Annotated in this window: 13 protein-coding genes; 5 read left to right on the top strand and 8 right to left on the bottom strand. The window is 70.8% G+C overall.

Annotated elements, in window-relative coordinates:
* Positions 1-178: DUF3151 family protein (locus VF330_RS05720; RefSeq protein ID WP_330850448.1), on the top strand; the 178-nt coding region annotated here is incomplete at its 5' end.
* Between the two features lie 166 nt (positions 179-344).
* On the opposite strand, the gene VF330_RS05725 is transcribed toward VF330_RS05720, so the two are convergent.
* Entirely contained in the window at positions 345-1,241 is an 897-nt protein-coding gene (locus tag VF330_RS05725; protein WP_330850436.1) for a hypothetical protein, read from the bottom strand.
* A 170-nt stretch (positions 1,242-1,411) separates the two neighbouring features.
* Between VF330_RS05725 and VF330_RS05730 the strand changes: the two genes are divergently transcribed.
* Positions 1,412-2,041 carry a hypothetical protein gene (locus VF330_RS05730; RefSeq protein ID WP_330850437.1) on the top strand — a complete coding sequence of 210 codons (630 nt, stop codon included), beginning with the start codon at positions 1,412-1,414 and terminating at the stop codon, positions 2,039-2,041.
* A complete protein-coding gene (locus tag VF330_RS05735) occupies positions 2,038-3,636 on the top strand; it encodes a serine/threonine-protein kinase (RefSeq protein WP_330850438.1) in 1,599 nt (532 codons plus the stop codon). Before VF330_RS05730 ends, VF330_RS05735 begins: the two co-directional genes overlap by 4 nt.
* Before the next feature lie 9 nt (positions 3,637-3,645).
* On the opposite strand, the gene VF330_RS05740 is transcribed toward VF330_RS05735, so the two are convergent.
* The 3 genes from VF330_RS05740 to VF330_RS05750 all read right to left on the bottom strand — a co-directional run bounded on the left by VF330_RS05740 (position 3,646) and on the right by VF330_RS05750 (position 6,374).
* Complete coding sequence (locus tag VF330_RS05740) at positions 3,646-4,902, bottom strand: sensor histidine kinase (RefSeq protein ID WP_330850439.1); 1,257 nt, start codon at positions 4,900-4,902, stop codon at positions 3,646-3,648.
* 142 nt (positions 4,903-5,044) lie between these two features.
* The gene (locus VF330_RS05745; RefSeq protein ID WP_330850440.1) at positions 5,045-5,677 is read right to left on the bottom strand and encodes a DUF4360 domain-containing protein; all 633 of its coding nucleotides are present in this window, start codon (positions 5,675-5,677) and stop codon (positions 5,045-5,047) included.
* 70 nt (positions 5,678-5,747) lie between these two features.
* On the bottom strand, positions 5,748-6,374 hold the full coding sequence (locus tag VF330_RS05750; protein ID WP_330850441.1) for a DUF4360 domain-containing protein: 627 nt from the start codon (positions 6,372-6,374) through the stop codon (positions 5,748-5,750).
* A gap of 190 nt (positions 6,375-6,564) precedes the next feature.
* Here VF330_RS05750 and VF330_RS05755 point away from each other — a divergent pair, with 190 nt between their 5' ends.
* Positions 6,565-6,954, top strand: coding sequence for a response regulator (locus VF330_RS05755; protein WP_330850442.1), 390 nt, complete (start codon positions 6,565-6,567; stop codon positions 6,952-6,954).
* Here the strand turns inward: VF330_RS05755 and VF330_RS05760 are convergent.
* On the bottom strand, positions 6,942-9,833 hold the full coding sequence (locus VF330_RS05760) for a substrate-binding domain-containing protein (protein WP_330850443.1): 2,892 nt from the start codon (positions 9,831-9,833) through the stop codon (positions 6,942-6,944). The two genes, VF330_RS05755 and VF330_RS05760, sit on opposite strands and share 13 nt — an antisense overlap.
* Before the next feature lie 331 nt (positions 9,834-10,164).
* Between VF330_RS05760 and VF330_RS05765 the strand changes: the two genes are divergently transcribed.
* Positions 10,165-11,088 (top strand): M48 family metalloprotease, encoded by a 924-nt coding sequence (locus VF330_RS05765; RefSeq protein WP_330850444.1) that lies wholly within the window; start codon positions 10,165-10,167, stop codon positions 11,086-11,088.
* Here the strand turns inward: VF330_RS05765 and pgl are convergent.
* From pgl to zwf, 3 genes are all read right to left on the bottom strand, one after another.
* Positions 11,069-11,848: a 6-phosphogluconolactonase gene (pgl, locus tag VF330_RS05770; protein ID WP_330850445.1), complete on the bottom strand. Its 780-nt coding sequence runs from the start codon at positions 11,846-11,848 to the stop codon at positions 11,069-11,071. The two genes, VF330_RS05765 and pgl, sit on opposite strands and share 20 nt — an antisense overlap.
* Positions 11,845-12,867: a glucose-6-phosphate dehydrogenase assembly protein OpcA gene (opcA, locus tag VF330_RS05775; RefSeq protein WP_330850446.1), complete on the bottom strand. Its 1,023-nt coding sequence runs from the start codon at positions 12,865-12,867 to the stop codon at positions 11,845-11,847. Before opcA ends, pgl begins: the two co-directional genes overlap by 4 nt.
* The coding region (gene zwf / locus VF330_RS05780; RefSeq protein WP_330850447.1) for a glucose-6-phosphate dehydrogenase at positions 12,864-13,809 on the bottom strand (946 nt) is incomplete at its 5' end. The genes zwf and opcA, both read right to left, overlap by 4 nt.

Raw genomic sequence — 13,809 nt, forward strand, 5'->3', positions numbered from 1 at the left:
GTGGAAGGGGTTCGGGCCCGTGCCGTGGGACCACCGGCCCAACCAGGGGTTCCTGCGTGCGCTGGCGGCGCTCGCCCTTGCCGCTCGGGAGATCGGGGAGGACGAGGAGTGGGAGCGGTGCAGTTCGTTCCTCGGCGAGTCGGACCCGAAGGCTCCTGCCGCGCTCGGGCTTGTGTGATTTGAGCTGATTCGCCTGGGGTGCCGCCCGCGGGTTGATGGCACGCCTGGTGCGTTGGGCGGCTGGCGGTTGCTTAGTTTGGTTGCGTTGCGGTGGGTTCCCGTCGCCAGAGCTTGCGCTCAAAAGCCAAGAGCGTTGCTCGCCTTCGGCTTCGCGGTGGGGGTTTTTACCGCTTTAGTCCTGCGAACTGGCGGCGGAGCATCGTTGCTCCGATCAGCAGGAAGAACAGCAGGATCACCAGCGTGCTCGTCGAGCCGCCCGAGGAGCTCGACAGGGTCACGTCGATGTTGCCCACCAAGGTGATGCCGCAGTCCGCCCGCACCTTGTGGCGGCCCGGTTCGATGTTCGCGAACTTCACCGGGGAGCGGAAGTTGCCGTTGTCGTCTGCTGTCGTCTGGCCGACGTTCTGGCCCAGGGACCTCAGCGTCACGTTCGCGTTCTGGGGGCAGCCGGTGCCCATCGCCGTCAGGTCCTCGCCCGGCTGGATGTTGTCCTTGTCCAGGACCAGGACGCCCTCGTTGGCGGTGGGGATGCCCAGGGCGTCGGTGGTCGAGGAGGGCGGCTGGGACGACGACGGCGTGTCCGTGGTCGTCGTTGTGGTCGGGGGCGTGGTCGTCGTGGTGACGGCCGGGGGGCGGGTGGTCACCGGTGGGATGGTGACCGGGGGGTTCGTCACCGGGGGGTTGGTGGTGGGCGGCTTGGTCGTCGTGGTCACCGGGGGTGGTGCGATCACGCGCAGGGCGGTGCCGCCGGTGCCGCACTTCGTGTTCGTCGACCGTGCCTCGATCTTGTGGCTGCCCGGTGCGGTAATCGCGGGGACCGTGGCGCCGACTGATCCGCTGGAGGCGGAGGGGGCCGTTGCGATCTGGGCGCCGTCCAGGGTGAAGATGATGCTCACGGCGCGGCAGGTCACGAAACCGCCCCAGGAGATGGTCACGGGGCCGCCCGCTGTGGCAGGCTGCGGCGCCGCGGTCACCACGGGCGGCTGCTGGGCCGTCGCCGGTGTGGTGCCCAGCACCGTAACACCGGCCACGACGGCCGCGAGTAAGCCTGAAGACCGCATTTCCACTCCCCGGATCGAACTAAGGTGCGCTAGTGAGACGTCGGTTGGCCGGTGCAGGTTTACTGCTGTGCTGCGGAATTATGCTGGCGCCGCCCACGGCCGCCGCGCAGGGTGGTTCCGTGCTGCTCGAGGCCGATGTGGACGGTAGACCGGTTGGAGTAGGCAACCTGGTGCTCAAGCCCACCGACACCGTCAAGGTGTCCATCACGGTCCGCAACGGCACCGACACCGTGCAGCGCGTCAAGACCGTGCGGATCAGCGGCACGGCGCTGGCGTTGACCTTCTTCACCTACGACACAACGGTTCCGTTCGACGTCCCGCCGCGGTCCGTGGAGACGCGGACGTTCCCGCTCGACCCCAACGACCTCGGGTCGCAGGCGACCGGGTTGCTGCCCGTCACCGTCGAGGTCGTCGACGTCCAGCGGGAGACCATCGCGTCCGTGTCGACCACCGGGGACGTCAAGGGGTCGCTGTGGTCGGTGTACGGGGCGTTCGGGCTGGGGGTGCTCGTGCTGACCGCGTTGTCGTGGGCGGGGGCGCTGCTCGCGCTGGCGCGGCGGCGGCTGCCCGCCAACCGGTGGCAGCGGGCCATGCGGTTCCTGCCCGCCGGGATCGGGACCGGGCTCGTCGCGGTGATCTCCCTGTCCGTGCTGCGGCTGGTGGCGCCGTCGCCCGCGGCCGAGATCCCGTTCATCGTCGGTGCGGCCGCGGTGGCGTTCGTCCTCGGTTACGTGACACCGCATCCCGGTGAGCGGCCGTCGTCCTCAGTGGACGCGGACACCGTGAGGATCCCGCGGTGAGCCAGTCGAGCGTGGTCGCCGCGCTGCCGCAGTACGCCGTCGGCGAGCAGATCGGCGAGGGCGGGATGGGCGTCGTCTACGGCGGCGTGCACCGGCAGCTCGGGCGGCCCGTCGCCATCAAGCGGCTGCCGCACGCCGTGGCCGAGGACCCGCGGATGAGCGAGCGGTTCGAGCACGAGGCGCGGCTGCTCGCGCGGCTCGACCACCCGCACATCGTGCCCGTCTACGACTACGTGCGGCAGCAGGGCGAGCACCTGCTGGTGATGGAACGCCTCGACGGCGGCACGGTCTGGTCGCGGTTCGCGGGCGACGGGCTCACCGCGCAGCAGTCGTGCGGGATCGTGCTGGCGGCGCTGTCGGGTCTGCACGCCGCGCACGAGGCGGGCGTGCTGCACCTCGACGTGAAGCCGAAGAACCTGCTCTTCACCTCCAACGGCGTGGTGAAGGTGGCGGACTTCGGCATCTCCCAGGTCGTGTCGGAGGGCGCGACGCTCGTGACGCACGGCGGCGCGGTGCTCGGCACACCCGCCTACATCGCGCCGGAACAGGCGATGGGCAACGCGTTGACGCCCGCCGCCGACGTCTACGCGACCGGGACGATGCTCTACGAGCTGCTGTGCGGCGACCTGCCGTTCGAACGCGGCGGCGGCCCCCTCGCGATGATCCAGAAGCGCGTCTACCAGGACCCGCGGCCGTTGCCGAACGTGCCGGAACCCCTGGCGGGCGTGGTGATGCGCAGCATCGCGCGCGACCCGCTGGCCCGCTACCGCAACGCCGAGACGTTCGCGATCGACCTCGCGGGCGCGGCCGGCCACCTGTTCGGCCCGGACTGGCTGGTGCGCCTGAACGCGCCGGTGCACCTCGCGCCGCAGGTCTCCTCGTCGTCCACGCGCCGGTCGCTGCGGCCGGTCGAGCGGGACACGGTGTCCCTGACGCAGCAACCGATCCGCGCCACGCTCGTCGACCCGGTCCCGGCCGCCCGCCTGAGCGGCAGCAGCACGCTCGTGCCCGCCGCGCAGGTGATCAGGCCGCCGTCGTCGCCGTGGCTGCTGTGGCTGGTGGCGGCGGTGACGCTGCTGGCGATGGTCGTCGTGCCGTTCCTGGGCTCCGGGCGCGGCCTGCCCGAGGTGAGCCTCAACCTGGCCGATCCGGTGCAGGAGCAGGGCAACCAGCTCGTCGTGACGCTCGCCGGGATCGAGCTCGCGAACGTGCCGCGCGGCGACACCGGGTTCGTGCTGCCGGGCGCCACGCGGTGGATCGTCGGCGGCGCGGTGACGGCGTCGGCCGACGGACGGGAGTTCCTGCTCGTGTCGAACCAGACGCCGTGGCTGAGCCTCATGGGCACGGGGTCGGCGTTGCTGCTGCTCTTCGCGCTGGCCTACCTGGAGTCGAACCTGCGGGCGTTGCGGCGCAGGCAGACCGGGGCGGCCGCGGTGGTCGCGGCGGTGCCGCTCGGTCTCGGGCTGGGCCTGGCCGTGTGGCTGCTGGTGTCCGTGCTGCTGAAGCACGAGCCGACGGTGCCGACCGCGCTCACGTGCGGTGTGCTCGGCGCGGCGGCGGCCCTGAGCGCGTCACTGGCCTCCCGGCGCGCCTGACCGGCGGCGTCACTCGCTGACGACGCGCTCCTTCGGGAACGACGCCGACACCAGGAAGCCGCCGTCCTCGGTCGGTCCCGCCGAGAACTCGCCGCCGAGCAACGTGGCGCGCTCGCGCAGGCCGACCAGGCCGTGGCCGCCGCTGGGCAGGGCCGACGACGGGCTCGACGGGGCGGTGTTGCGCACCTCGACCAGCACGTTGTCGTCGTACTGGGCGTCGATGAGCACGGTCGCGCTCGCCCCCACGGCGTGCTTGCGGATGTTGGTCAGCGCCTCCTGCACGGTCCGGTACACCGCGCCGGACACCGGGGACGTGAGGTCCTCGACCGGGCCCTTGAGCTGGATCTTCACCTCGAAGCCCGCGTCGGCGGCCAGGTCGGGCAGCTCGTCGACGCCCGGCTGGTTGTCGTCGGTGGTGCGCAGGACGGACACGAGCTGGCGCAGCTCGTCGAGCGTGCGCGTCGACAACGTGCGGATGGTGCCCGCGACCTGCTTGTGCTCGGCGTCGGCGACGGCCATGCGCAGAGCACCGGCCTGCATGGCGATGAGGCTCACCTGGTGCGAGACGACGTCGTGCATCTCGCGGGCGAGCTTTGCCCGTTCGTCGGCGCGGATGGCGTGCGCGTGGAGCACCTGTTCTCTCTCGCGGGACTCCGCCAGTTCCGTGATGCGGTCAGACAGCTCCTGCCGGGCGTGCACCAGCAGGCCGATCGCGATGGGCAGGCCCGCCACGAGGAAGCCGTAGATCGCCGAGTGGAAGTGGCCGGACGCCGGCCGTTCGATGAGCTCCTGCGGCGGCCAGGCCACGAACCGGCACAGCCACACCAGCGCCGCGGCCAGGCCGGTCTGCCAGCCGCCGACGTAGCGGCGGGCCACCGAGTACAGCGCGATCATCGCGGCGAGCTGCGACCAGCCCACGAAGAAGCCGGGGATGGTCAGCACGAGCGTGACGAACGGGAACCGGCGGCGCAGCACCAGCGCGCCGACCGCGACCCAGTTCAGCCACACCTGGTAGCTCTCGACCGGCGGCATCTCGGTGATCGGGTCGGCCTCGATCCACAGCCCGAACAGCCACACGTCGAGAACGGCGAGGAGGATCAGCGCCAGGTCGGCGAGGACCTGGCGGTAGTCGCCGGCCAACGGCCAGCGCGAGCCGGCCGCGGTTCCCTCCGACCGTCTGGCCGGGAGCAGCGTCGTGGACAGGATCCGACCTCCCCTGTGCGCCTTGCGACCCTCACCGTACTGCGCGTATGCAGCGGTTGGCATTGGCTGCCCCTTCACCCCGACGTGCTCCGTCAGGGGGTAAGACGCCCGCACACGCGAATCGGTACGCCGCTCCTCTCACATATGTGCTACCGCACACGTCCGTGCGGACGCGTGCGGTAGTCACGGCACTACGGGGAGGGTTCTACGGGCAGGTCTTCCAGCTGAACCGGTAGGTCGTGTCGATGGCGCCGTCGGTCGAGTCCATCGAGACGAAGCTGGTCGTCGTGGCCGTGTTGGAGGTGCCGGGGTAGACGCGGAGCTCGGTGTTGATGTTGAAGTTCCGCTTCTCGCCGCAGGGGCTGTAGACGATCGCGGCGATCTCGGTCGTGTCGGTGGCCTGCCAGTCGTCGCTGTGCGGGCCGTTGTAGCGGTGCTGCGCGGAGTCGTTCTGCGACATGCCCTGGAAGTAGTAGTTGGCCTTCTGGATCGCGTAGGCGCCGCGCTCCAGGTGCGCGAACCCGCGGTAGTCGGCCTGGGCGATGCCGTAGGTGAAGCCCTGCGGCACGTTGACTCTCAGGTTGAGCTGGCAGTTCTTCCGGAAGTCCGTCGGCCGCGCGCCGACGCCGACCTGGGCCAGGTAGTCGCTGTAGGTGACGGTGAAGGCCTTGTTGTCCTCGGACACCGCGACGGCGGCTGTGCCGGCGGGGCAGCCGGAGCCGTTGACGGTGACGATGTCGATGGTGATGTGGTCGGGCGGCGGCGTCTCGCTGGGAGCGCCGCCGGGCGGGAAGACGATGGCCGAGGTGAGCAGGACAGCGGCAACCGCGTTGAGCATGGGTGCACCTTTCCGACGCGTCTCGCAGGGTGGGGCGGCGGTGGAAACAGGTGGCGGCGGCCTCGGGAAATCAGCAGCGCTTCCAGGAGAAGTGGTAGAGGGTGCGCACTTCCCCGCGCGTGTAGTCCATCGCGAGGAAGCTGTTCGCATTCGCGTCCGAAGTGCCCTTGTCAACGCGCAGGGAGCTGTTGACGTTCAGATTCTTCTTCTCGCCACAAGGGGCGTAGACGATGTCCGCGAACTCCGTTCGATGACTGATCGACCAGTTGTCGTCGAACGGTCCGGTGAAGTTGTGCTTCCAGGTGTTGGTCTCCGACTGGCCCTGGAAGTAGTAATTCACCGACTGGTACCCGGTGGCGCCGCGCTGAAGGTGCGCATAACCCGCGTAGGTCGCCTCCGCGATGCCGTAGGTGAAGCCCTGCGGGATGTTGATCTGTAGGTTGAGCTGGCAGTTCTTCCGGGACTCCGTCGCGGGGGCGCCTTTGCCGGCCTGGGCGAGGTAGTCGCTGTAGATCACCCAGAACGAGGTGTTGTCCGAGGAGACCACCACCTCCGCGGTGCCCTGCTTGCACCCGGAACCGTTCACCGTCACCACGTCCACCGTCACCCGCTCCGCGGGAACCACCTCGGCGTGCGCGGGTGTGGACGACAATGTGAACAGCACGGCCAGAGCGGCTGCTGCCGTCGCTTTGCGCATGAAGTTGGCCTTTCCTGGTGCCTTTCTCAGCGGGAGCGGCAGCGGTGCCGCGAAGGTTAGCGCAGACCCTCAGAAAAAGGCGTGGTCCGAATGGACCATGTCATCCTGATGGAGCAGCAGGTGGAGAATTCTCGACAATGCCGGGGCACCTGGTGCTGAGAGAACGAATGCTTTCCGGCATACTTGCCCCATGTCGCAAGCTGGGCTGGTGCTCGTGGTCGAGGACGAGGACCCCGTGCGGAGGTACACCGTGAGCCTGCTCGAGGAGCTCGGCTTCGCAGTCCTGCAGGCCAGCGACGGCGTCGAGGCGATCGGGATCCTGCGCGGGCGCAGTGCGGAGATCAGCGCGATGCTGCTCGACCACAGCATGCCCGGCCTGTCCGGCGAAGAGGTGCTGGCCCAGCTGGAACGCGAGGGCCTGACCGTGCCGGTGGTGCTGACCAGCGGGTACGACCGCACGTCGCTCGAACGCCGGTTCGCCGGGCACGAGGTCGCGGGCTACCTGCAGAAGCCGTTCCGCATCGAGGCGCTCGACGAGACGGTCCGCCTCGCCGTGGCCAAGCGCGCTCAGGCCTCCTGAGCCAGCACGTCCCGCACCCGTTCGAGCAGGTCCGTCTCCGCGTACGGCTTGGTGATCAGCACCTCGTCGTCGAGGACCTCGTCGGTCGTGTAGCCGGACATGTAGATCACGGCGGGCGCGACGCCGGTCGAGCGCAGCAGCCTCACCAGCTCGGGCCCGCCCATCTTCGGCATCACGACGTCGGTGAGCACCAGGTCGATCGTGCTGCGGTGCGCGGTCGCCAGCTGCAGCGCCTCCTGGCCGTCGCCCGCCTCGACCACCGCGTAGCCCGCGGTCTCCAGCGAGCGCCGGGTCATGACCCGCACCTGGGCGTCGTCCTCGACGAGCAGCACGGTTCCGGCGCCGCGGTGCGCCACCGGGCGGCGCGTGTACGGCGCCTCGGGCGTGCCGTCGCGTTCGACGGGCACCGGCAGGTAGACGTCGACGGTCGTGCCCAGGCCCGGCGCGCTCACCAGGTCGATCTGGCCGCCCGACTGCTGCACGATGCCGAACACCGTCGACAGGCCCAGACCGGTGCCCTTGCCGACCGGTTTGGTGGTGAAGAACGGCTCGAACACCTGCGCCTGCACGTCCGGCGCCATGCCGGAACCGGTGTCCTGCACGCGCAGCACGACGTAGTCGCCCGGCCGCACGCCGACGATCCGGCCGGTGTCGCCGGCGCCGATCGTGGTGTCCTCGACGGACACGCGCAGGGTGCCGCCGTCGGGCATGGCGTCGCGGGAGTTGACCGCGAGGTTGAACAGGATCTGCTCGACCTGGCCCGCGTCCGCCCACACCCGTGCGACGGACTCCGGCAGGTCCACCTCCAGCTCGATGTGGTCGCCGACGAGCGTGCGCAGCATCGAGTGGACCTTCGTCAGGTTCTCCCGCAGGTCCAGCGACTCCGGGTGCAGGACCTGCTGGCGGGTGAACGCGAGCAGCTGGCGCGTGAGGTTCGCGGCCCGTTCGCCCGCGTGCCGGATGTCCTCGATCGCCGCGCGGCGCGGGTCGTCCGGCAGCGTGCGGCGCAGCAGCATCTCGCTGTTGCCGTTGACGACCGTGAGGATGTTGTTGAAGTCGTGCGCGATGCCGCCGGTCAGCCGGCCGATCGCCTCCATCTTCTGCGCGTGCCGCAGCTGGGCCTCGGTCTCGCCGACGCGTTCCTCGAGGCGGGCGCGCGCGTCCTTCAGCTCCTGCACCAGCCGGATGCTGCGCAGCGCGCTGCTGAGCTGCTGCTGCACGGCCTCGTACATCCAGCCGAGCTCCGGGCCCTCCTCGAACACGACGTACCCGAGGTGGTCCTCGTCGGTGTAGAGCGGGGCCACCAGGGCGCTGAACGGCTCGTCGCGGCGGAACGGGTACGGCGTGAGGTTGATGGCCGGGAACGGGGTGTCCGGAACGGACTTGAGCTCTCCGTTCTCGTAACGGACGAGCGCGCGCGCCATGCCCGGCGTGTCGTACGCCATGACGTGGCAGCCGGGGATGCCGAGGCGGGGGAGTTCGTGCGTGAGGGCCTTGGTCAGCTCGTCGACGTCCCGTGACGCGATGAGCCGTTGGCCTGCCTGGCGGATCGTCTGGTCGTGGCGTTCGTTCGAGAGATAGGTGAACCGTGCGTCCGTGGCGAACGCGTCGCCGACGAGGAGCTGCACGCGCAGCCACAGGTCGTTGATGATCGCCACGTCGTTGATGCGCGTCGTCACGAACCGGTGCAGGTCGAACAGCGGCGGCCACCAGCGCGCCGCCTCGCACCCGGCGCGCGCACTCGCGCGGATGTACTCGGCCAGCAGCCGCAGGAACTCCGCGCCCTCGACCTCGCCGCGTCCCGCCGCCATCAGCTCGACGATCAGCTGCTCGGCCCACCCGTCCGGCAGCGCGTCCGACGACTGCCCGAGCGACTCGCGCAGGTGGTCGGCCACGGTCGCCGCAGTCGCCGACTCGGACAGCGTCAGCCGGCCGTGCGCGGGGGCGTGGTCGCCGAGTCCCGACGGCAGGCACCCGCACGAGCGCCGCACGATCAGCTCGGTGGCCATCGTCTGCAGCCGCGGCACCGGCTCACCCCGCACCAGGGCGAGCGCCAGTCCGGCCGCCCGGAAGCCCATCTCCTGGAACGGCGCCCTGACCGTGGTGAACGCGGGCGTCGCCGCGTCGATGTTGACGTTGCGCAGCATCCACGACACCGGGCTGCCGGTGACGAAGCCGAGGTCGTGCGTCCGGACGTTCGTGTGGTTGTCGTACCCGACCACCGCGATGTCCTCGGGTGTGCGGAAACCCAGTTCCTCCAGCGCGGACACGACACCGCTGGCGTAGTCGTCGTTGGCGGCGGCGATGGCGTCCGGCGGTTCGTCGACGGTCGCGATCAACCGGCGCACGGCATCGGCCGCCGTGCGCGGATCCCAGACGAACGATCCGTGCGTCGTCACGAGAGAGGGGTCGATCGCGATGCCGTGCTTGCGCAACGAGTCCATGTAGCCGCGGAACCGCTCGTGCGCACCAGCATGCGATTGCGGCCCTCGGACGAACGCGATCCGCCGTTTGCCGTGCACCTCGATGAGGTGGTCGATGGCCTGTTCCATGCCGTGGCGGTTGTCCATGACGATGGTCGGCCACTGCCCGAGAGTGGTCTCCACGCTCACCATGGGCATCGGCGCGTAGCGCGACATGTACTCCGGCAGGTCGTCGCCGACGAGCTGCCCCACGCGCGTGGACCAGACGACGAGCGCGTCGATGCGGTTCGTGGAGATGAGGTCGAAGACCGTGTTGGCCCGCCGCTTGTGCGGGTCCGGGTGGTTCATCTCGCTGCCGACGAAGCACACGAGGTCGCAGCCGAAGTGCCGGGCGCCGTCGCTCACGCCACGCCACTGCTCACCCGCGAGCTCGATGAGCGGGCCAGCCGTGATCATCCCGATGGTGGGACGTCGCCTCGCACTGCCGTTCGCCACAAAACCCCCGCTGCTCCACGCGTTTCGGGATGATACGCGGTGTCGGGGGGAATGCGGCCGCGCGAGCCGGGGGTCGGTGGACGCCGTGCCCGCGAAACCGGTGCGCGGCGGGCCCCGTCACCTGATCGCCCGTGTTCGGCAAGCGCTTTCCGCTACCGAACGTGCTGGGCGCAGTGACGATTCGCCCAAGTCCACCAATCGAAGCCGGTGTGCGTTGGGCGGGTCGAGCGACTCGGCTGGACACAAACGTCCGGGGGCTGGAACTCTCGGACGCATCACGAGGTGGTGACGAATGCGCGCAACCCGACGCCGTTTCGACCTGTCCGCCGTGTCCGAGTTGCTGCTCGCCGTGCCGACGGTGCTGAGCAGCCTGCTGATCGTGGCGCTGCTGGGCAAGCCCGTCACGCCGCAGTCGCCGTGGGTGTTCCCCGTGCTGTGGCTGGTGTCCGGCGTCGTGGTGTTCCTGCCGGTCACGGACGGGGTGCTGGCGTCGCTGGTGCACCGGTTGCGCCGGCCCACGCGAGCGGAGAGCCGGGTTCTGGTGCCGCTGCTCGAAGCCGTGTGCGACGCGGCCGCGCTCGATCCGCGGCGCTACCGGCTGCTGATCCAGAACTCCCGTGAGATCAACGCGATGGCTGTCGGCGGGCGCGTCGTCGGGGTGTCCACGGCGGCGCTCGCGCTGCCACCCCGCCAGCTCGAGGCGGTGCTGGCGCACGAGGTCGGGCACCACCTCGCCGGGCACACCAGGGTGTCGTTGCTGCGGTGGTGGTACGAGCTGCCGGCCCGGCTCGCGGTGTCGCTCGTGTTCCTAGCGGGCTGGGGTGTGCTCGCCGCCGGAGCGGCGGTGAAGACCCGGTTCGCGATGGTGGTGTCGCTGCTCCTGGTGGCCGCGCTGGCCGTCGTGGCGGTCGCCGCCAGTCCGTGGGTGCTGCTGGTGCCGGTGGTCGCGCCGCTGCTCGCGCTGACGAGCAGGCGCGCGGAGCTGCACGCCGACCGGGTCGCGGCCGAGCTGGGCTACGGGCCGCTGCTGCTGGAGGTGTTGCAGCGCTGGCGGAACGAGGGCCACGACGTGCTGCGCGCCCGTGCCGGGTTCAAGGCGCGGATGCTCGCCTCGCACCCGTCGTGCACGTCCCGGATCAGCAAGCTCGTGCAGACGGGAACGGCCCCCGCGCCGAAGCACGGGGGCCGTCACCGGCTCAAACCGACGGGGGTCTGAACGCGGCCGGTGTCGTCTCGGCGGCCGCCGTGTCCAGCAACCACAACGTCCGCAGGCGCCCGGTGGCACCCGCGGCCGGCAGCTGCACCTCGTCCGCTCCGTCCAGGGCTGTCGCCACCGCGGCGGCCTTGGCGGCCCCGGTGGTCATCAGCCACACCTCCTGCGCGCGCCGCACCGACGACAACGTCAGCGAGACCCGCGTGGGCGGGGGCTTCGGGCAGTCGCGCACCGCGACGACGGTCCGCTCCCGCTCGTGCACGGCGGGGGAGTCCGGGAAGACCGACGCCACGTGGCCCTCTTCGCCGACGCCCAGCATGCACACGTCGAACGCCGGGACGTCGCCGTGGTCGTCCGGCCCGGCCAGCGAGGCGAGCACCTCGGCGTAGGCCGCGGCCGCCGCTTCCGGGTCGTCGCCGAACTTGCCGTCCGACGGCTCCATCACGTGCACGCGGGACGGGTCCAGCGGCACGTGGTCGAGCAGGGCCGCGCGGGCCTGGGTCTCGTTGCGCTCCGGGTGCCCGGACGGCAGGAAGCGCTCGTCGCCCCAGAACAGGTCGACGCGCGACCAGTCCACGGCGTCGCGCGCGGCGCTGCGGTTCAGGTGCTCCAGCACGGCGGTGCCCGTGCGGCCGCCGGTCAGCACGACCGACGCGAAGCCGCGAGCGGCCTGCGCGTCGACCACGCGGGTGACCAGGCGGGCCGCCGCGGCGGCGGCCAGCAGGTCGCCGTCGCGGTGCACCACCACCTGCGGGTCGCTCACGAGCTCGCCTTCGCCTTGGACTTGCGCGGGGTGGCCGCCTTGCCGTTGGCGTCCGCCGCCCCGTCCGCGGGAGCCTCCTCGGGCTTCGCGGACGGTGCCCGGCCCTTCGAGACCTTCGCCAGCGACTTGAGCGCCGCCGCGTAGACCTCGTCGGGGTCGAGCCTGCGCAGCTCCTCGGCGAGGCAGTCGCGCACCGAACGGCGCTGCAGCGCCACGCGGCGGTCCGGCTGGCCGGGCTGCGAGAGCGTGCCCACCTTGCCGTCCGGGCGGTGCAGGTCGACGGCGCCGGACTCGCGGTCCAGCTTGACCTGCACGATGCCCTCGCCCGAGGTCGCCTTGTAGCGCTTGGCGGGGACCTTCAGCCGGTCCGTCAGCCAGGCCGCGAGGAGGTCGGTGGACGGCGAGTCGGCCTCACCGGTCACCTCGGCCTCGGTGATCTTCTCGTACGGCGGCAGGTCCAGCGACGAGGCGAGCATGGCGCGCCACAACGTCAGCCGCGTCCACGCCAGGTCCGTGTCGCCCGGCGCGTAGTGCGCCCGCCGGGTCTCCAGGGCCTTGATCGGGTTCTTCTCGGCGGCGGCGTCGGTGATGCGCCGCTGCGCGAGAGCGCCGATCGGGTCCTTCGACGGCGACACCGGCGCGTCGAACGGCCACCACGCCACGACCGGGGTGTCCGGCAGCAGCAGCGGCATGACGCACGAGGCGCCTTCCTTGGCCAGTTCGCCGTACAGGCGCAGCACCACGACCTCGGACGCGCCCGCGTCGCCACCGACGCGGATCTGCGCGTCGAGGCGGGGAGCGGCCTGACGAGCGCCGCGGGCCACGACGATCACGCGGCACGGGTGCTCGCGCGAGGCGTCGTTGGCCGCGTCGATCGCGGCGTCGGTGCGCTGGCCGTCCTCGGTCACGATCACGAGGGTCAGCACGCGCCCGAGGGTCGTCGCACCGCCTTCGTCGCGCAGCCGGACCAGCCGCGAGTTGATCTGGGAGGTGGTGGTCGAGGGCAGGTCGATGATCACGGACGCCTCCACTGCCTTCCGGTCCTGGCGGTCATCGTCTCCGCCGACGGCGGGCCCCAGGTACCGGCCTTGTACTTCTCGAGAGCGGGTTCGTCCTTGCGCGCCCAGAACTCCAGCACCGGGTCGAGGATCTCCCAGGAGAGCTCGACCTCGTCGTTCTTCGGGAACAGCGACGGCTCGCCGAGCAGCACGTCGAGCAGCAGCCGCTCGTAGGCCTCCGGCGACGACTCGGTGAACGAGTGGCCGTAGCCGAAGTCCATCGTGACGTCGCGGACCTCCATCGTGTTGCCCGGCACCTTCGACCCGAACCGGATCGTCACGCCCTCGTCCGGCTGCACGCGCACGACGAGCGCGTTCTGGCCGAGCTCCTCGGTCGCGGTGTCGTCGAACGGCAGGTGCGGCGCCCGCTTGAACACGACGGCCACCTCGGTGACGCGGCGGCCCAGGCGCTTGCCGGTGCGCAGGTAGAACGGCACCCCTGCCCACCGGCGGGTGTTGACCTCGCAGGTGATCGCGCCGAACGTCTCGGTCTTCGACTCGGGCGAGAACCCGCCCTCCTCGAGCAGGCCGGGGACCTTCTGGCCGCCCTGCCAGCCACCGGTGTACTGCCCGCGCGAGGTGGTCTCCTCGAACGGCTCCGCGGGACGCGTGGCCGAGAGGATCTTCACCTTCTCCGCGCGCAGGTCGGCCGGCTTGAACGAGACCGGCTCCTCCATCGCGATGAGGGCGAGCAGCTGCAGCAGGTGGTTCTGGATGACGTCGCGCGTCGCGCCGATGCCGTCGTAGTAGCCGGCGCGGCCACCGAGACCGATGTCCTCGGCCATGGTGATCTGCACGTGGTCGACGTAGTTCGAGTTCCAGATGGGTTCGTACAGCTGGTTCGCGAACCGCAGCGCCAGGATGTTCTGCACGGTCTCCTTGCCGAGGTAGTGGTCGATGCGG

This window comes from Lentzea sp. (genome assembly GCF_036380075.1).
Taxonomy (GTDB): Bacteria; Actinomycetota; Actinomycetes; order Mycobacteriales; family Pseudonocardiaceae; genus Lentzea.